We start from the raw sequence: 17299 nt of genomic DNA, 5'->3' as shown, positions 1-17299 counted from the left end.
ACGTTGTGCCAACTCGACAACCTGCTGCTGTGCGTCTGCACTCAAGGTAAGCGAATCCGCATCCTCCGAGCGCGCGTTATCTTCTGATTGACCAGTACCGTCCACAGAATTTTCTTCGCCCGCAACTGCTTGCTTCTCATAGGCAGCGATTGATCCATCAGTTGGCGCAACCTCTTCGCCCGGCAGCGCAACTTGCATACTGTCACCGCCACCATCACCATCATCTTTTCCGGCAGCAATCTCGCCAGCCATCGCCTTTGGTGCATCCGCCGGCAAGGTTGACACCTCATATGCCTGACGTGCCGCAGGACTGAGACGAACTTGATCAACACTCTCCCGCGTAGCCTGTGAGGCAACACCTTCAGAGCCAGGTGAGCTGGTCGTTGCGCCATCAACTTGCCCATTCTTTGATTGCTTTTGATAGCGATCAACCTGAACATCGGGCAGCAAAGTTGAACTATTGGTAAGTTGTGAATTGATATTCATAGAGATATCTCCTGTCTGTATCAATCACGAAATGACAAGCTACTTAAACATTATATCCCCTGCAAGTGTCACAGCAAGTCACTTAATCTTCCAAGTCGTCCCGGCGGCACTATCGAGCAACAATATCCCCTTTTCAACCAGCTCATCACGAATCTCGTCGGAACGGGCAAAGTCTTTATCCTGGCGTGCCTGCAAACGCTCGGCAATCCAGCCATCTACCTGCTCGGCGGTGATACCGAGGTCGGCCAATCCAGCCAGGTTCTGCTGCTCCAACCACTGCTGTGGCTCGGAACCAAACATGCCAAGGACATCACCCAGTTTAAAGAATGTTTGATACAAGGCGCGTACCGACGCTACAAGATCAGCTTTTTTGCGGAACTTTTTAGTCGCCATCAGCCGGTTCATCGTCCGCACACCTTCAAACAGGTGACCTATGGCCAATGCTGTGTTGAAGTCGTCGTCCATCGCTTCACGGAACTTGGCTTCCAGCTCCTCACCATCACTGGCGACAACATCGCTGTCCGGGCATTCGGCCAGCACTTCGGCAGCGGCCTGCAACCCTTCGTAAAAACGGGTCAAACCTAAACGCGACTCTTTGAGGTTTTGATCGGAAAAGTCGATGGGGGAACGGTAATGAGCCGATAGGATGAAAAAGCGCACGATCTCGGCATCATAGGTTTTGAGGATGTCGCGTATAGTGAAGAAATTGCCCAGCGACTTGCTCATCTTCTCGCTGTCGACGTTGAGGAAGCCGTTGTGCACCCAGTAGCGCACGTACTGGGTGCCGTGCGCGCAGGTGCTCTGCGCGCGCTCGTTCTCGTGGTGCGGGAAGACCAGGTCGTGGCCGCCGCCGTGGATGTCGATGGTGTCGCCGAGCAGGGCCTCGCTCATCGCGGAGCACTCGATATGCCAGCCCGGGCGGCCGCGCCCCCAGGGCGAATCCCACCCCGGCTGGTCGGCATCGGAGGGCTTCCAGAGGACGAAGTCGCCGGGGTCCTTCTTGTAGGGCGCGACCTCGACGCGGGCACCGGCGAGCATCTCGCGCCGGTCGCGACGCGACAGCTGTCCGTACTCCGGATAGCTGGTGACGTTGAACAGCACGTGCCCCTCGGCCTCGTAGGCGTGCCCCTTGTCGACGAGGCGCTGGATCATGGCCAGGATGTCGGGGATGTGCTCGGTGACGCGCGGCTCGAAGTCCGGCGGTGCCACCCCGAGCGCGGCGAGATCCTCGTGATAGGCAGCCGCGAAGCGCTGCGTGATGACGTCGATGTCGACGCCCTCCCGGGCCGCGGCGGCGTTGATCTTGTCGTCGATGTCGGTGATGTTGCGCACGTAGGCGACGCCCGCGAAGCGCCGCCGCAGCACGCGCGCCAGCACATCGAAGACCACCGCCGGCCGCGCGTTGCCGATATGCGCGAAGGAGTACACCGTCGGCCCGCAGACATACATCGTCACGCGCTCGGGATCGGCGGGAACGAAGGCCTCCTTGCGGCCACTGATGGTGTTGTGCAGTTGCATGACGCGTGCGGAGTCGGGCGCGGGGGCCGCGCAGGATACCGCCGTGGCGCGCCGCGCGGCCAGCCGCACGGTCGACGCGTCACCGCCCGCCCCGGATCCGGGCAACCCGGGGCACAATGACCGCATGCCCCCGCGCCCATCGTGTGCGGGGATGCGTCACGAGAGACGACCCATGCACCGCATCCTCGTTGCCGCCCTTCTGTTCGCCGCGAGTACATCCGCCATGCCCCAGCCCGCCGACCACCACGGCGAACGCTTCCGCAACAACTACAGCCGTCCGTCGCACGGCATGAGCTGGGCCTTCCTGCGCTTCCTGTGGGAGCTGCAGACCGGCGACCGGGAAGTGCCCGACGTCGCGCGCGAGACGCCCGATCTCGCCTTCCTGCACGGCAACCGGTCGGATCCCAGCCTGACCTGGCTGGGCCACGCCAGCTTCCTGCTGCAGATCGACGGCCACAACATCCTCACCGACCCGGTGCTCACCGAGCGCGCCTCGCCGCTGTCCTTCGCCGGCCCGGCGCGCGTGCATGCCCCGGGCATCGCCATCGACCAGCTGCCGCGCATCGATGTCGTGGTGATCTCGCACGATCACTACGATCATCTCGACCTGCCCACGCTGGAGCGGCTGCGCGAGCGCAACGACCCGCTGCTGGTGGCGCCGCTGCGCCTGGGCGCATGGCTGCGCGAGCGCGGCTTCGCCCGCGTGGTCGAGCTCGACTGGTGGCAGCACCAGGACCTGGAGCGCCTGCGCATCCACGCCGTGCCGGTGCAGCACTTCTCTGGCCGGACCGCCTTCGACCGGAACCGCCGGCTGTGGGCCGGCTACGTGATCGAGGCCGGCGGACGCCGCGTGCTGTTCGCCGGCGATACCGGGTACTCGCGCGACTTCGCCGACATCGGTGAACGCTTCGCGCCCATCGACCTGGCGCTGATCCCCATCGGCGCCTACGATCCGCGCGACTTCATGGGGCCGGTGCACGTCGATCCGGAGGAGGCCGTGCGCATCCACCGCGATGTGGGTGCGGTGCGCTCCGTCGGCATGCACTGGGGCACCTTCCGCCTCACCACCGAGCCCATGGACGAGCCGCCCCGGCGCCTGCGCGCGGCCGTGGCCGAAGCCGGCCTGGCGGCGGATGCCTTCACCACCGTGCCACTCGGCAAGGTGCTGCGCGCGCCCTTCGCTCAGTCCGCCTCGCGTGACAGCAGCGCGTCGAGCACGTCGGCGCGCGCGTCCGAGGGAAGCGCCCCGAGCGCCTCCACGGTGCGATAGAAGGCCGGCCAGTCGCCGTCGGCGGCCTCGAACAGCCGTCGGAACGCCGGCACCCAGCGGTGGTACAGCCCCACCGGCAGCAGCTTGGCGTTGTTGATGGGCTCGGCGAACCAGCGGTCGTAGCCGGCGAAGTCGGCCCACGGGCCCTCCCGCAGCGCCCGGTAGCGCGCGCGCAGCGCGGCGATGATCTCCGCCTTGCGGCGGCGCATGGTGTCCGCGGGCAGATCATCCTGCGCGTAGAGCGCCGCCAGCTCGTCGCGCGTCTCCTGGATGAGCCCCACGAAGCGCTCGCGCCGCTGGCGGCCGGCGCTGGTGTCGGGCGCGTCCACGCCCCGCGCCGCGGCCCAGCGGCGCAGGCCCTCGCTGCCGACGAAGGTCGCGAAGGACTCGTTGAAGGCGGTGTCACCGGCCAGGTGGAAGCGCTCGTGCGCGAGCTCGTGGAAGACCGTCGCCAGCAGCGTGTCGTCGTCCCAGTACAGCATCGACCACAGCAGCGGGTCGTCGAACCAGCCCAGCGTCGAGTACGCCGGCACGCCGCCGACGTGGACGTCCAGCCCGGTTTCCGCCAGCCGCTCCGCTTCGCCCTCGGCCAGTGCCTCGTCGTAGTAGCCGCGATAGGCGAAGCAGCCGTAGAACAGGTAGCACCAGCGGTGCGGCTCGAGCGAGAACGCCGGCGCCGCGAACACGTTCCACAGGACGTAGTCGCGCTCCAGGCGCACGAAGCTGCGGTAGCTGTCGCTGTCCGGCAGCGCCAGCGCCGTCACCGCGAAGCGCCGCGCCTCGGCGACCATGGCGAGACGGCGGCGCAGTTCGGGGTCGGTATCGGCGTCGGCAACCAGCGCTTCGATCGGCTGGCGCGCGTCCAGCACCGCCATCTGGCCGCGTGCCAGATGCCCGAAGTAGCCCAGCTGACAGCCGGCGAGCAGCAGCGCCGCGGCGGCGGTCGCCGCCGCGCGGATCAGGCCGCGTGGCGGTCGAGCCACACCTCGAGCCCCTGCGCGTTGAGCTCCACGTCGTGCCCCACCAGCTCGCGCACGGTCGCTTCGGACAGCGGCGCGCCGTGGCGCTGCGCGCTGCCCACCGCGTGCGCGGAGAGCGCGTCCACCAGCGCCTCGTGCCGGTTGGTGGTGTCCTTCAGCGAGCGCGCGATGGCGACGTAGTCGTCGAGCCCGGCGCGCAGGTCGTCCGCCAGGCGCCCGACGTCGCTCACGCGGCAGTAGTGGGTCAGATACATGCAGGCCGGGTCGCGGGCCATGTAGGCATCGATGGTCTGCTTCCACGCATCGGGATCGAAATGCACCGGCGTCGTGGTGGGCAGCACGAAGGCACCGGCATCGCCATCGAACTCGCGGTAGGACAGGCCGAAGGTATCGCCGGTGAACCAGCCGCGCGTGGCGGCATCCCAGAGACTGAAGTGGTGGCGGGCGTGTCCGGGACTGTCGAGCACCTCCAGCACGCGCCCGCCCACCGCGACCCGGTCGCCGGTACCGGCGACTTCGACGCGCTCCTCGGGGATCGGCACCAGCGTGCCGTACATGCGTTCGGCTTCCTCGGTACCGTAGACCGCGGCCACGCCCCTGGCCAGCGCGGTCGGATCGATCATGTGCCGCGCGCCGCGCTCGTGGACCACCAGTCGGGCCTCGGGCAGCGACTGCATGAGCAGCCCGGCACCGCCGGCATGGTCGAGATGGATGTGGGTGGGAATGACGTGGCTGACCTGCTCGCGGCCGATGCCCAGCGCGTCCAGGAGGGCGAGCAGTCGCGGCACGCCCTCGTTGGTGCCGCATTCGACGAAGGCGTAGCGCTGCCCGTCACCGATCAGGTAGCAGCACGCCATGCGGTCGCGCACCTGCTCGGTGTCGATGCACCAAAGGTGCTCGGCAAGCTGTTCGGCATTCGCGGGCGCGGCGGCGGTCATGGGGTCGTCATCCTTCGGGAGTCCACTTGAAGAGGCTAGCACCGACTGCCAGCAGCGCGGCGCTGATGGCGGCCAGCGCGAGCATCGGCACGCGCACGTCCCAGAGGCTGGCGCCATCGAGCATGATCGCGCGCGCCGCCTCCAGCACGTGCGTCAGCGGCAGCAGGCCGGCCAGGCTCTGCAGCCAGTCCGGAGCGGTGTCGATGGAATAGAACACGCCGGACAGCACCAGCATCGGCCACGAGAAGATGTTGAGCATGCCGCTGGCGAGCTCCTCGCTGGTGACGCGGGCGGCGATGACCAGGCCCAGCGCGATCATCGACACGCTGCCCAGCAGCGCCACCGCCAGCAGATCGAGCGCGCTGCCCTCCATGCGGAAACCGATGAGCAGCTGGCAGCCGACGAACATCACGGCCGTGATGAACACCACCAGCCCGAGCCGCGAGGCGAGCTGCGCACTGATGAACTCGAAGGCCGACAGCGGCGTCGCGCGCAGCCGCTTGAGATAGCCGTTCTTGCGATAGCGCACGATGCCGTAGCCCACACCCCACAGCGACGAGAACATGACGTTCAGCGCCAGCACGCCGGGCAGCACCCAGTCGACGTAGCGGATGGGCTCGCCCTCGACCGCCGCGCGCACCGGAGGTTCGTCGAGCGACTGCTGCAGCACGTGCTCGAGCAGCGCGCCGGTCTGCGCGTTGGGATTCACCCAGTAGCGGCCGGGTGCCTCGCGCAGATCCAGCAGCATGTCGATGCGCTGGCGCGCCACCCGCCGCACCGCCGTGTCGCGATCGGCGACGGTCTCGACGCGCACGCCCGGTGTGGCCAGGAAGGCTTCGGCTTGTCCCTCGGCGGCACCGATCAGGCCCACCGTGAACAGCGGCTGCGGCGGTCCGGAGAAGATCATCGCGAAGCCTGCCACCAGCATGATCGGGAAGAACAGGTTCCAGCTCAGCGCCGAGCGGTCGCGCAGGAACTCCAGCGTGCGCACGCGCGTGGTGGCGGCAAAGCGCCGCCAGGCAGCCGCCGGCCTCATGCGCGCAGCTCCTTGCCGGTGAGATGCAGGAAGAGATCCTCGAGCGTGCGCGCGCGCACCGACAGCCGCGCCAGCGGCACGCCGGCCGCCATCAGTCGCGACAGGGTGGCGTTGACGTCGTCGGTGACCACTTCGGCGATCGCGCCGCGCTGCTGGTGGGCGATATCCGCGCCGGCGCCGTCGAGCGCCTCGGCGGGCAGTTCCAGCACGACGTCACCGAAGTGCTCGGCCAGCAGATCGCGCGGCGTGCCCTCCGCGATGATGCGGCCGTGGTCCATGATGGCGAGCTGATCGCAGAGCTGCTCGGCCTCGTCCATGTAGTGCGTGGTCAGCACGATGGTCTTGCCCAGCGCGCGGATGTCGCGCACCAGCTCCCAGAAGTTGCGTCGCGCCTGCGGGTCGAGCCCGGTGGTGGGCTCATCCAGGAACAGGATCTCGGGATCGTTGACCAGCGCGATGCCGAGCAGCACCCGCTGGCGCTGCCCGCCCGAGAGCTGGCGCGTGTCGCGGTCGAGAAAGTCGCCCAGCCGGCAGCGCGCGACCACGTCGTCGAGCGGCGCGCGGCGCGCGTACAGGCGCGAGAAGAAGCGCAGGTTCTCGCGCACGCTGAGGTTCTCCTGCAGCGCGGTCACCTGGAACTGGATGCCGACGCGCTCGCGATAGGCCGGTCCCAGGGGCTGGCCGCGGTAGCGGATGCTGCCGCCGGTGGGCCGGGCGATGCCCTCGAGCATCTCGATGGTGGTCGACTTGCCGGCGCCGTTGGGTCCCAGCAGTCCGAAGCAGATGCCCTCCGACACGCACAGATCGATGCCGTCGACCGCGCGCACGCCGCCGCGCCTGCCGGGAAAGTGCTTGACCAGCTGCTGAGCTTCGAGAACCGCCATGGCCGCGGCAGCCTACACCGCCGGCCGGCCGACTGCCTCCGCGCCCGCGCCGCGTCGAAGCCTCAGACGCCCGTCCACAGCCACCCGAACAGCACCGCGCCCAGGGCCAGCCGGTACCAGACGAAGGGCATGAAGCTGGCGCGGCGGACGAAGCGCATCAGCCAGGCGATGGCGATGTAGGCCGAGACCATGGCCAGCCCCGCCGCCACCAGCGCTTCCAGTGGATCGGCCGCGAAGCCGGCACTGCCGCGGGCGATCTCGTAGCCGCCCAGCAGGGTCGCGGCCGCGGTGGTGGGAATGGCGAGCAGCAGCGCGAAGCGCGCCGCTTCCGGACGCGCCAGACCGAGCAGCAGGGCGGCGGTGATGGTGATGCCGGAGCGCGACGTGCCGGGTACCAATGCCAGCGTCTGCGCGAGCCCGATCAGCAGTGCGATGCGCAGATCCACCGGCGTGCTGCGCTCGTCGCGGCCGCGCCGATCCGCCACGCCCAGCAGCAGGCCGAAGACGATGGTGGTGGTGGCGATGACCGTCACCGAGCGCAGCTCGTTGGCCACCAGATCGCGCAGCAGCAGACCGGCGATCACCACCGGCACGGTGGCGACGGCGACCTGCAGGGCGAGGTCGCGATCGGCGCCGCGCGCCCCCGGCTGCACCAGCTGCACACCGCCGCGGAACAGCTGCGCGGTCTCGGTGCGGAAGTAGGCCATCACCGCGATCAGCGTGCCCGCGTGCAGCGCGACGTCGATACCCAGCCCCTGGTCGTCGGCGCCGAAGAGCATCGGGAACAGGATGAGATGCGCCGAGGAGCTGATCGGCAGGAACTCGGTGATGCCCTGCACGAGCGCCAGCAGGATGAGCGCGATCCAGTCCATGTTGTCCGGCAGTGAAAGCGGGCGTGCGCGTCAGCGCGCGGCGGCCAGGCGCTCGTCGATGGCCGCGAGCAGCGCATCGAAGGGCTGCACGAACTTGTTGATGCCCTCGGCCTCGAGCTGATCCGCGACGGCGTCGAGATCGATGTCCAGCTCGGCGAGCTCGGCGATGACGGCGTGCGCGCTGCTGGGGTCGTCGGTCAGCGTGCGGGTGGCCCGGCCGTGATCGCGGAATGCGGTGACGGTCTCCGGCGGCAGCGTGGTGACCGTGTCGGGGCCGATCAGCGGCTCCACGTACTTGACGTCCGAATAGCTCGGATCCTTGGCGCTGGTCGACGCCCAGAGCAGGCGCTGCGGATGCGCACCCGCGGCCGCCAGCGCCTGCCAGCGCGCCCCGCGCGTCTGACGGCAGTAGTGGGCATAGGCCAGCCGCGCGCAGGCGATGGCGGCTTCGCCGCGCAGCGCGCGCGCCGGTTCGGTGCCGTAGCGGTCGAGCCGCGGATCCACCAGCGCATCGATGCGCGAGAGGAAGAAGCTCGCCACCGAGTGCACCGACCCGATCTCGGCGCCGTCGGCGCGCCGCTGTTCGAGCCCGGTGATGAATGCCTCCAGCACCTGCTCGTAGCGCGCCACCGAGAACAGCAGCGTGACATTGACGCTGATGCCCTCGCGGACGAGCGCCGCTATCGCGGGCAGCCCTTCGGTCGTGCCGGGCACCTTGATCATGATGTTGGGACGGGCCAGCCGCTCCCACAGGCTGCGCGCCTCGGCCAGCGTGCCGGCCGTGTCGCGCGCCAGATGCGGGGACACCTCGATGCTGACGCGACCGTCCACGCCGCCGCTGGCATCGAACACCGGCCGCAGCATGTCCGCGGCGTCGCCGATATCGCGCAGCACCAGCGTCTCGTAGGCGCGGTCGCGATCGGCACCCCGCGCCGCCAGCTCGCGCAGCTCGGCGTCGTAGTCGTGGGAACCGGCAATGGCCTTCTCGAAGATCGCCGGATTCGAGGTCATGCCCCGCAGGTTGTCATCGGCGATCAATCGCACCAGCTCGCCATCGTGCAGCATGCCGCGACGGATGTAGTCGAGCCAGAAGCTCTGGCCGAGCGCGGACAGGCCTGCAAGCGGATTGCGGGGCGCGCTTTCGGGGGACGTCTGGGCGGTCATGGGGGCTTAACGGTATCGCTCTTCCGGCGGCAATGATGGCACACTCAAGCGACGACTCCGGCGCGGTCCAGCACCGCACATACCTATTCCCGAATCCGGAGCGTGGAGGAGAGCAATGCCGAAGACGGCATGGATCGCGGCCCTGCTGATGGGGCTGACACTGGCAGCATGCGGCGGCTCCGACCCGTCCGGTGCACCCGAACCCCCGACCGATCCCGGCGATCCCGGCGACCCGGGTGACCCCGGCGCCAGCTTCGACGCGCGCATCACCCGCACCGAGCTCGGCATCCCGCACATCGTCGCCGATGACCTCGGCAGCCTTGGCTACGGCTACGGCTACGCCTTTGCCGAGGACAACATCTGCGTGCTGCTCGAGGATCTGCTCACCATCCGCGGCGAGCGGGCACGCCACTTCGGCCGCGACGGCAGCTACACCATCGGCGCCGCCGGCGTCACGATGGGTAACGTCAACAGCGACTTCTTCTGGAAGCTGGTGGCCGACGACGACACCATCGCCGACCTGCAGGCCAGCGCCAACGACGACGTCGCCCAGGCCACCACCGGCTATCGCACCGGTCTCAACCGCTACATCGCCGAGCTCGAGGCCGGCGAGCACCCCGGCCGGCACGCCGCGTGCCGCGACGCCGAATGGCTGCAGCCGGTGACCGAGGCCGACATGTACCGGCGCTACTACCGGCTCGCCATCATCGCCAGCGCGACCCAGCTGGGCAACGAGATCGCCAACGCCGACCCGCCGCTGCTGTCCCCCGGCAGTGGCATGACCGAGGCAGAGGCCGCCGATGCGCTCCGGCGCAGCGACATCACCGCCGAGGACCTGCCCTTCGGTCGCGAGCTGCCCATCGGCAGCAACATGTACGGACTCGGCGCCGACGCCACCAGCGACGGCAGCTCGATGCTGTTCGGCAACCCGCACTTCCCGTGGACCGGACCGGAGCGGCTGTACATTGCGCACCTCACCATCCCCGGCGAGATGGACATCATGGGGGCCTCGCTCTACGGCGTGCCGGCGATCCTCATCGGGTTCAACGATCGCTTCGCCTGGAGCCACACCGTCTCGACCGCCTATCGCTTCGGCATCTTCCAGCTGGCGGTGAACCCGCTGAACCCGATGCGCTACTTCTACGACGGCGAGCAGCGCGACATCGAGCCGGTGCCGCTGGAGATCGAAGTCCGGGAGAGCGATGGCAGCATCACCACCGAATCGCGCACGCTGTACCGGTCGCACTTCGGCCCCATCATGGAGCTTGAGGTCGGCGGCCTGCCGGTGCTGGGCTGGGACAACACCCGCGCCTACACCATCCGCGACGCCAACGGCGAGAACGATCGCCTGCTGGAGCAGTTCTTCGCCTGGAACCAGGCCGAGTCGCTCGACGACTTCAAGCGCCTGCAGCGCGAGATCGTGGGCGTGCCCTGGGTCAATACCGTCGCCACCGGCCCGGGCCAGAACGTCTACTACAGCGACATCACCGTGGTACCGAACGTCCCCGACGAGCTGGTAGCCGAATGCCGGCCCACGCTGCTCGGCCCGGTGGTCGACTCGCTGGTGCCCGGCCTGCCCTTCCTGCGCGGCAACGGCGAGGACTGCAACTGGCGCACCGACGACGACGCACCGGCCGCCGGCATCTTCGGCGCATCCAACCTGCCCAGCCTCGAGCGCAGCGACTGGGTGCACAACTGCAACGACAGCTACTGGCTGACCAATCCGGCCGAACCGCTGACCGGCTTCGCCCGAGTGATCGGCGCCGAGGACACCGAACGCAGCCTGCGCACGCGCCTCTGCATCCGGCAGATCCAGGACCGCCTCGACGGCAGCGACGGCCGGCCCGGCAACCGCTACGACTTCGAAACGCTCAAGGAGGTCGTGCTGTCCAGCCAGCTGATGAGCGAGCGCCTGGCGCGCGAGGCCGTGCTGAGCGACCTCTGCGACGACGGCACCGACGCCGCCTGCACCGTGCTGGAGGCCTGGGACGGCACCGCCAACCGTGATGCGCGCGGCGCCCACATCTGGCGCGAGTTCTGGCGCGAGGCCGGCAGTGCCAGCAATCTCTGGGAGACCCCGTTCAACCCGGCCGATCCGGTGAACACCCCGCGTGATCTCAATACCGGCAGCCGCGCGGTCGCCAACGCCCTGTCCACCGCGCAGCAGCGCATCACCGACCTCGGCATCGCGCTCGACGCGCCGCTGGGGTCGCTGCAGGCCTCGGGCGTCAACAGCGCCGACGGCGCGCCCATCCCGATTCCGGGCGGCGAGCAGTTCGTGGGCGCCTTCACCATCGCCAACACCGACGACGCCGGGCTCACCGAATCCGGCTACGCGGTCGACTACGGCAACAGCTACATCCAGGCGGTGACCTGGGAGGACGGCGCCGTGCGCGCGGAGGGCTTCGTGACCTACTCGCAGTCCACCGATCCGGCGAGCCCGCACTACAGCGACTTCACGCAGGCCTACTCCGACAAGGACTGGCACGCCTTCGCGTTCACCCGCGAGGAGATCGACGCACGCGCCATCCGCGACTACCGCATCAGCCAATAGCACCCTTCCCGGCACACCGCGACGGCACGGGCGGCATCGCCGCCCGTGCACATTCGACGCCTGGGCAATAGAATACGAATCATTCTTGTTCTATTGGCCGGGCGACCCCACGCCGTGGGTCGTACCGCCATCTCCGGGGGGAGTTGGTGTACCGACGATGCATCCACGGTGCCTGCGCCGCGCTCGCGCTCATCGCGACACTGTCGGCTCGCGCCGAACCGCGTGACGCCGCAGACATCGCCGTCATCCGGCTGGACGACGAGCCCGCGCCACCGCTCGAACGCGCGCCCGAGACGCTCGCGCTGGACGAGATCGTGGTCACCGGCGAGAAGATTGCGCGCAGCCTCGAGCAGACCACCGCTTCGGCAGCGGTGATCGACGGCGCATCACTGGAGGCCTACAACGACGCTTCGGTGAGCGACCTCTTCCGCCGGCTGGGCAACGTCACGGCCAGCCAGGATGGCACCTTCAGCATCCGGGGCGTCGGCAACACCGGGCCGGAGGGCTTCACCTACGGCCAGCCGGTGATCACCCAGTTCATCGACGGTGTCGCCGTCGACCGCATCGGCCAGTTCACCGCGCTCAACCAGGCCTGGGACATCGAGCGCGTGGAGGTGCTGCGCGGCCCGCAGTCCACCGCGCAGGGACGCAACGCGCTGGCCGGCGCGGTCATCACCACCACGCGCGATCCCACCGAGTTCTGGGAGGCGCGCGCCCGCGCGCGGTTCGCGGAACTGGGTACGCGCCAGCTCGCGATCGCCGGCGGCGGCCCCCTCGGTGGCGGCCTCTCGTTCCGCGTGGCCGGCGACCACCGGCAGTCGGACGGATTCGTCACCAACACCACGCTCGACGATCCGGAATGGGGCGCCACCGGCAGCCGTCTCGGCCGTGCCAAGCTGGCCTACCGCCCGCGCGCGCTGCCCGCGCTCGAGGTGGTGGCGACGGCGATGATCGGCGAGGCCGATAACGGGAACGACGGCAGCAGCGTCGAGTACGAGACCACCGATGCCGCGCCGCGCACCGCCCAGGACAACACGCCGGGCGCTTCGGACCGCATTGCGCGGCTCTACTCGCTGCGCGCGCGCTACGACATCGCGCCGGACGTGACGGTGCACAGCACCACCGCCTATCTCGATACCCGGGATGTGAGCCGCCGCGATTTCGATCGCAGCGCCGCGGGCGAGAGCGTCACCGACACGGACTTCCGCGGCCGCACCGTGTCGCAGGAGCTGCGCGTCAACTTCGAGGCGCTCGGCGCACTCCGCGGCATCGTCGGCGTGTACGCCGGACGCTTCGACGACGACCGCGACATCGCTGTGCGCGAGGGCCGCATCCGGCTCTCCGACTTTGCCCCGCTGCCGCTGGCCGACAGCATCCTGCGACTGCACTACGACTCGACCAGCTTCGTCGCCGACCGCGCCGAGAATCTTGCCGTCTTCGGCGAAGTCGACTGGGCGATCAGCGAGCGCCTGACCGCCACCTTCGGCCTGCGCTACGACACCGAGCGACGCGAGACCACGTCCGAGTACAGCACCGATCGCGTCGACGCCAGCCTCTCGCTGCCCGGGCAGGTCGCGGGCCTTCCGGTGCTGGGGCCGGCGCTGGATGCGCTGCTCGATACCCTGCCCCCGCTCGACGTCGGCCCGCTGCTGTCGCTCACGCCGATCGTGCCGGGAACGAGCGGTCGTCAGCATGCAGCGAGCGACTACGACGCCTGGCTGCCGAAGCTGGGGCTGCGCTACGCGCTCACCGACCGGCTCACCGCCTTCGCCACCTACACCGAGGCCTACCGCGCCGGCGGCGTCGACATCCTGTTCACCACCGGCGAGCTGGTGCCCTTCGAGCCCGAGTTCACGCGCAACTACGAGGTCGGCCTCCGCGGCCGCGCCTGGGACGAGCGCCTGCGCTACGCGCTCAATGTCTACTACGTCGACTGGCGCGACCAGCAGGTCGAGATCCTGACCGCGGACGGCGCCGTCAGCTATACCGAGAACGCGGCCACCTCGACGCTCTGGGGCGGCGAGCTGTCGCTCACCGCACGCCTCGCGCGCGGCTGGCACATCGACGCCAGCCTAGGCTATGCGCACACCCGCTTCGACCACTACGAAACGATCAACGGCGACTACGCCGGCAACCGCTTCGTGCGCGCGCCGGAATTCACCGCCGGTCTCGGTACCGCCTGGCGCGGCGCCGCCGGCTGGTTCGCGTCGGGAAGCGTGGCCTACACCGGCGACTACTTCGTCACGCCCGAGAACGATCCGCGCGAGACTTCGGATGCCTATACCCTCATCGACGCGCGCGCCGGCTACGCTTTCCGCTTCGGTTCGGTGGCGGTCTTCGTGCGCAATGCGCTCGACGACGACCACGCAACCTATCGCTTCCGGCTCGAGCCGGGGCCGGGCGTCGAGATACCCGGCACGCTGATCGCCCACGGCCCGCCGCGCATTCTCGGCATCGCGCTCGAACTCCGCTACTGAAACGCCATGACCGCCCATCCGCGCCGCGTCACCACTATCGCCCCATCGACACCGCTTCCAGGGAGCACGCGATGATCACCTTCCCGACCTTCGCGCAGGTGTTCGCGGCGATCCCGACGCTGCTCGGCATGACAGCGTGCTACCTGGCGTCGCCCCATCGCTGGTGGTGGCGCGAGCGCGCCCTGCCGACCCGCGCACTGGCCGTTGCCGGCGGCGCGCTGCTGCTGCTGGGCGCGGTGATGTGGACCGGCGCCCTGGGTCCGGCCGCCGGGCTCACCGCCTGGCTGACGGCCGCCATGCTCGCCGCCGCGGCGCTTCCCTATCTCGCGCTCTGGACAAGGAGGTCGCAATGATCGCGGGACGACTGACCGCCGGCGTCGTGCTCGGCTTCCTGCTGGCCTGCGCGGTCGGCGGCCTGATCACGCTGCTGGGGCCCTGGACGCCCGACACCAACGCCACCTGGGCGGTGCTCGCCATGCTGCCGGTGTGGGTGGCCGCGACCGCCGGCGCGGTGGCCTGCTCCGGCGCCCTGCGGGCCTGGCTGTGGCTGGGCGGTGCGAACCTGATCGGCTACGGCGTGCTGTGGACGCTGAAGCTGACCGGCTTCGCGGCCGTGCTGGAGGTGGCCGCATGAAGGCCGACACCCTGCGCGCATTCACCACGCTGCACACCTGGACCGGCCTGGTCACCGGTCTGGCGCTGTTCATCGCGTTCTACGCCGGCGCCCTGACGGTATTCCACGGCGCGCTGCACAGCTGGGAGCAGCCGGCCACGCGTGCCGAGGCCGTGCAGGGGCCCGATCGGGTCGACGCGCTGCGACGCGCGGTGGTCGACGCCCATCCGGGCGCCGCCGAAGAGCTCACCGTCGTGCTGCCCGGATTCGACGGCCCGCGGGCGGCCGCGTTCTGGCGCGCGGAGGAAGGGCGCCATCACGCCAGCCTGGGACCGGACGGCGCGCTGACCGAAGGTGCTCCGCTGGCGTCGGAGCTGGCCGAGCACATCAACCACATCCATTTCACGCTGGGCCTGCCGCAGGGCATCGGCATGTGGCTGATGGGGCTGGTGTCGGCGATCTATGCGCTCGCACTGGTCTCGGGGATCGTCATCCACCTGCCGACGCTGGTGGAGAACCTGTTCGCGCTGCGGCCCGGGCGCAACATCAAGCGCTACTGGCAGGACGCGCACAACGTCATCGGGGTCCTCTCGCTGCCGTTCCACGTCATCTTCGCGTTCACCGGTGCCCTGCTGTGCGTGCTGACGGTCTTCGTGGCGGGGCTCGCCTACATCGCCCTCGACGAGCGCGTGGCCGAGCGCTTCCAGTCCGCCTTCGAGATCGTCGAGGCACCGCCCCCCGCCGGCGAGCCGCTGACCGCACCCGACAGCGCCACCCTCATGGCGCGGGCCCGCGAGGCGATACCGGGCATGACGCCCTTCCTCTTCCAGCACCACCGGTCGCGCGACGCCCGCGGCCTGACCGTGGTCCACGGCGTGATCGACGGGCGCCTCGCCAACCGGGTGGCGGTGGCCATCCGCCACGACGATCTCGGCATCGCCGAGACCTGGGCGCCGGGCAGCCGGCCGGCGACGCCGATCGCCTCCAGCGTCATCACCTCGCTGCATTTCGGCAACTTCGGCGGGCCGGTGGTGCAGTGGCTCTATTTCCTCCTCGGCCTCGGCGGCGCCTTCCTGTTCTACTCCGGCAACCTGCTGTGGATCGAGTCGCGCCGGCGGCGACGGCAGCGCGAGCAGCCGCGCCTGCATCGCGTCATGGCCGGCGTCACGGTCGGGGTCTGCGTCGGCTGCTGCCTGGGCGTATCGGGACTGTTCCTGGCCAACAAGCTGCTGCCGGAAGCACTTGCCGACCGCGCCGCCTGGGAGATGCGCGTGTACTACCTGCTCTTCCTGGGCAGCGTGGCGTGGGCGCTGCTGCGCCCACCCGCACGCGGCGCCGTCGAGCTGCTGCTCGCCACCAGCGCCCTGACCGCCGCCATTCCGATCGTCAACTGGGGCGTGACCGGGGACCACCCCTGGTCCGCGATCCACGATGGTCAGTGGGCGGTGGCCGGCATCGACCTGGTGGCGCTGGCCGGTGCCGCAGCCTTCGCGCTGCTGGCGCGCGCGACGCATCGCCGGGCGCGCGACGGCAACCCGAACAGCGTGTGGCACGGGACCGCCGGGCGCCCGCCGGCATCCGCGGATGCGTCGACGGCCGGCGCGGAGAGCGCCTAGCGGCGGCGCACGGCGGCGTAGAAGCGCGGACTGCCCTCGGGCTGCCGGCGGAAGCGCTTGTAGCTCCACCAGTACTGCTCCGGGCACTGGCGCACGCAGGCTTCGAGACCCGCGTTCATCGCGCGGGTCGCGGTCGCGATGTCGGGACTGTCGATGCCTTCCGGCGCGGCGAGATAGTGCGCTATGTAGCCGCGCGCCCGGGGCAGGCGCTCGCCCCACATGAACACCACCGGCGCCCCGCTCTCCGCCACCATGCGGGCGATCAGGGTCGGCGTGTGCGCCGGGATCCCCATGAAGGGCTCGAAGATGCCGCGCCCCTCGGGCGGATCGTGGTCGGGCATGTAGTAGACGCCGAAGCCGTCGGCCAGGAGCGGCACCGCCGCGCGGCGCACGCCGGCCTCGGCCTTCTTCATGCGGCCGCCGAAGCGGCAGCGCCCCTTCAGCGAGAGCGCGTTGATCGCGCCCTTCTGCGGCTTGTAGAGCCCGTAGAACGGGTAGCGCGCGGACATCGGGATCGCCACCGCCTCGAAGGCACCCATGTGCAGCGTCAGCAGAATGACACCGCGCCCCTGCGCGAAGGCGTCCTCCAGCACGCCGATGTTGCGCCACTCGCGGACCGAGCGCCGGACCGCCCGTCCCGGTCCCAGCCAGTAGCGGGCGGTCTCGAGATAGGTCGTCAGCTCGGTACGCAGCGACGCACGGGCGATGCGGCGGCGCTCGTCGTCGCCCAGCTCGGGCATGCAGCGTTCGAGATTGTGGAGCGCCACGCGCCAGCGATTGCCGTTGGTCACCCGGACCAGCCATGCCGCCATTGCGCCCAACCCCTGCAGCAACGGCAGCGGCAACCAGGCCAGCACGAACATCAGCACACGCATGCGGCAACTCCCGTGG

At 69.5% G+C, this 17299-nt stretch carries 15 protein-coding genes; 6 read left to right on the top strand and 9 right to left on the bottom strand.

What is annotated here, in order from left to right; translation table 11 throughout:
* Together KAH28_RS16575 and cysS are read right to left on the bottom strand one after the other, a co-directional pair.
* The coding region (locus KAH28_RS16575) for a hypothetical protein (protein WP_290578552.1) at positions 1-486 on the bottom strand (486 nt) is incomplete at its 3' end.
* Between the two features lie 78 nt (positions 487-564).
* Positions 565-2004 carry a cysteine--tRNA ligase gene (gene cysS, locus KAH28_RS16570; protein WP_290578550.1) on the bottom strand — a complete coding sequence of 480 codons (1440 nt, stop codon included), beginning with the start codon at positions 2002-2004 and terminating at the stop codon, positions 565-567.
* 223 nt (positions 2005-2227) lie between these two features.
* On the opposite strand from cysS, the gene KAH28_RS16565 reads away from it, so the two are divergent.
* Complete coding sequence (locus tag KAH28_RS16565; RefSeq protein WP_290578549.1) at positions 2228-3274, top strand: MBL fold metallo-hydrolase; 1047 nt, start codon at positions 2228-2230, stop codon at positions 3272-3274.
* Here the strand turns inward: KAH28_RS16565 and KAH28_RS16560 are convergent.
* From KAH28_RS16560 to tal, 6 genes are all read right to left on the bottom strand, one after another.
* Positions 3187-4257, bottom strand: a complete 1071-nt coding sequence (locus KAH28_RS16560) for an aminopeptidase (RefSeq protein ID WP_290578547.1) — start codon at positions 4255-4257, stop codon at positions 3187-3189. The two genes, KAH28_RS16565 and KAH28_RS16560, sit on opposite strands and share 88 nt — an antisense overlap.
* The gene (locus tag KAH28_RS16555; RefSeq protein ID WP_290578545.1) at positions 4233-5192 is read right to left on the bottom strand and encodes an MBL fold metallo-hydrolase; all 960 of its coding nucleotides are present in this window, start codon (positions 5190-5192) and stop codon (positions 4233-4235) included. Before KAH28_RS16555 ends, KAH28_RS16560 begins: the two co-directional genes overlap by 25 nt.
* 7 nt (positions 5193-5199) lie before the next feature.
* The gene (locus tag KAH28_RS16550; RefSeq protein WP_290578543.1) at positions 5200-6228 is read right to left on the bottom strand and encodes an ABC transporter permease; all 1029 of its coding nucleotides are present in this window, start codon (positions 6226-6228) and stop codon (positions 5200-5202) included.
* Positions 6225-7112: an ABC transporter ATP-binding protein gene (locus KAH28_RS16545; protein ID WP_290578541.1), complete on the bottom strand. Its 888-nt coding sequence runs from the start codon at positions 7110-7112 to the stop codon at positions 6225-6227. The genes KAH28_RS16550 and KAH28_RS16545 overlap by 4 nt, the downstream gene beginning before the upstream one ends.
* Positions 7113-7174: 62 nt before the next feature.
* Positions 7175-7984: an undecaprenyl-diphosphate phosphatase gene (locus KAH28_RS16540; protein ID WP_290578539.1), complete on the bottom strand. Its 810-nt coding sequence runs from the start codon at positions 7982-7984 to the stop codon at positions 7175-7177.
* Positions 7985-8014: 30 nt separating this feature from the next.
* Complete coding sequence (tal, locus tag KAH28_RS16535) at positions 8015-9148, bottom strand: transaldolase (RefSeq protein WP_290578537.1); 1134 nt, start codon at positions 9146-9148, stop codon at positions 8015-8017.
* 115 nt (positions 9149-9263) lie between these two features.
* Between tal and KAH28_RS16530 the strand changes: the two genes are divergently transcribed.
* The 5 genes from KAH28_RS16530 to KAH28_RS16510 all read left to right on the top strand — a co-directional run bounded on the left by KAH28_RS16530 (position 9264) and on the right by KAH28_RS16510 (position 16408).
* A complete protein-coding gene (locus KAH28_RS16530) occupies positions 9264-11702 on the top strand; it encodes a penicillin acylase family protein (protein ID WP_290578535.1) in 2439 nt (812 codons plus the stop codon).
* 146 nt (positions 11703-11848) lie between these two features.
* Entirely contained in the window at positions 11849-14179 is a 2331-nt protein-coding gene (locus KAH28_RS16525) for a TonB-dependent receptor (RefSeq protein ID WP_290578533.1), read from the top strand.
* A gap of 71 nt (positions 14180-14250) precedes the next feature.
* A complete protein-coding gene (locus KAH28_RS16520; protein WP_290578532.1) occupies positions 14251-14532 on the top strand; it encodes a hypothetical protein in 282 nt (93 codons plus the stop codon).
* Complete coding sequence (locus KAH28_RS16515; RefSeq protein WP_290578530.1) at positions 14529-14813, top strand: hypothetical protein; 285 nt, start codon at positions 14529-14531, stop codon at positions 14811-14813. Before KAH28_RS16520 ends, KAH28_RS16515 begins: the two co-directional genes overlap by 4 nt.
* Positions 14810-16408, top strand: a complete 1599-nt coding sequence (locus KAH28_RS16510) for a PepSY-associated TM helix domain-containing protein (protein WP_290578528.1) — start codon at positions 14810-14812, stop codon at positions 16406-16408. Before KAH28_RS16515 ends, KAH28_RS16510 begins: the two co-directional genes overlap by 4 nt.
* Here the strand turns inward: KAH28_RS16510 and KAH28_RS16505 are convergent.
* Entirely contained in the window at positions 16405-17283 is an 879-nt protein-coding gene (locus KAH28_RS16505) for a lysophospholipid acyltransferase family protein (protein ID WP_290578526.1), read from the bottom strand. The genes KAH28_RS16510 and KAH28_RS16505 overlap by 4 nt on opposite strands.
* Positions 17284-17299 lie beyond the last annotated feature (16 nt).

Source organism: Algiphilus sp. (assembly GCF_023145115.1).
Classification (GTDB): domain Bacteria; phylum Pseudomonadota; class Gammaproteobacteria; order Nevskiales; family Nevskiaceae; genus Algiphilus.
Note: the sequence above shows the minus strand (reverse complement) of the source record. Positions and strands in the feature narration are given on the sequence as shown.

Bases quoted from the DNA above. Each gene is read 5' to 3' on its own strand.
- cysS (WP_290578550.1), bottom strand. From the start codon at position 2,004: ATGCAACTGCACAACACCATCAGTGGCCGCAAGGAGGCCTTCGTTCCC.
- KAH28_RS16565 (WP_290578549.1), top strand. From the start codon at position 2,228: ATGCCCCAGCCCGCCGACCACCACGGCGAACGCTTCCGCAACAACTAC.
- KAH28_RS16555 (WP_290578545.1), bottom strand. From the start codon at position 5,192: ATGACCGCCGCCGCGCCCGCGAATGCCGAACAGCTTGCCGAGCACCTT.
- KAH28_RS16550 (WP_290578543.1), bottom strand. From the start codon at position 6,228: ATGAGGCCGGCGGCTGCCTGGCGGCGCTTTGCCGCCACCACGCGCGTG.
- KAH28_RS16545 (WP_290578541.1), bottom strand. From the start codon at position 7,112: ATGGCGGTTCTCGAAGCTCAGCAGCTGGTCAAGCACTTTCCCGGCAGG.
- KAH28_RS16540 (WP_290578539.1), bottom strand. From the start codon at position 7,984: ATGGACTGGATCGCGCTCATCCTGCTGGCGCTCGTGCAGGGCATCACC.
- tal (WP_290578537.1), bottom strand. From the start codon at position 9,148: ATGACCGCCCAGACGTCCCCCGAAAGCGCGCCCCGCAATCCGCTTGCA.
- KAH28_RS16530 (WP_290578535.1), top strand. From the start codon at position 9,264: ATGCCGAAGACGGCATGGATCGCGGCCCTGCTGATGGGGCTGACACTG.
- KAH28_RS16520 (WP_290578532.1), top strand. From the start codon at position 14,251: ATGATCACCTTCCCGACCTTCGCGCAGGTGTTCGCGGCGATCCCGACG.
- KAH28_RS16515 (WP_290578530.1), top strand. From the start codon at position 14,529: ATGATCGCGGGACGACTGACCGCCGGCGTCGTGCTCGGCTTCCTGCTG.
- KAH28_RS16510 (WP_290578528.1), top strand. From the start codon at position 14,810: ATGAAGGCCGACACCCTGCGCGCATTCACCACGCTGCACACCTGGACC.
- KAH28_RS16505 (WP_290578526.1), bottom strand. From the start codon at position 17,283: ATGCGTGTGCTGATGTTCGTGCTGGCCTGGTTGCCGCTGCCGTTGCTG.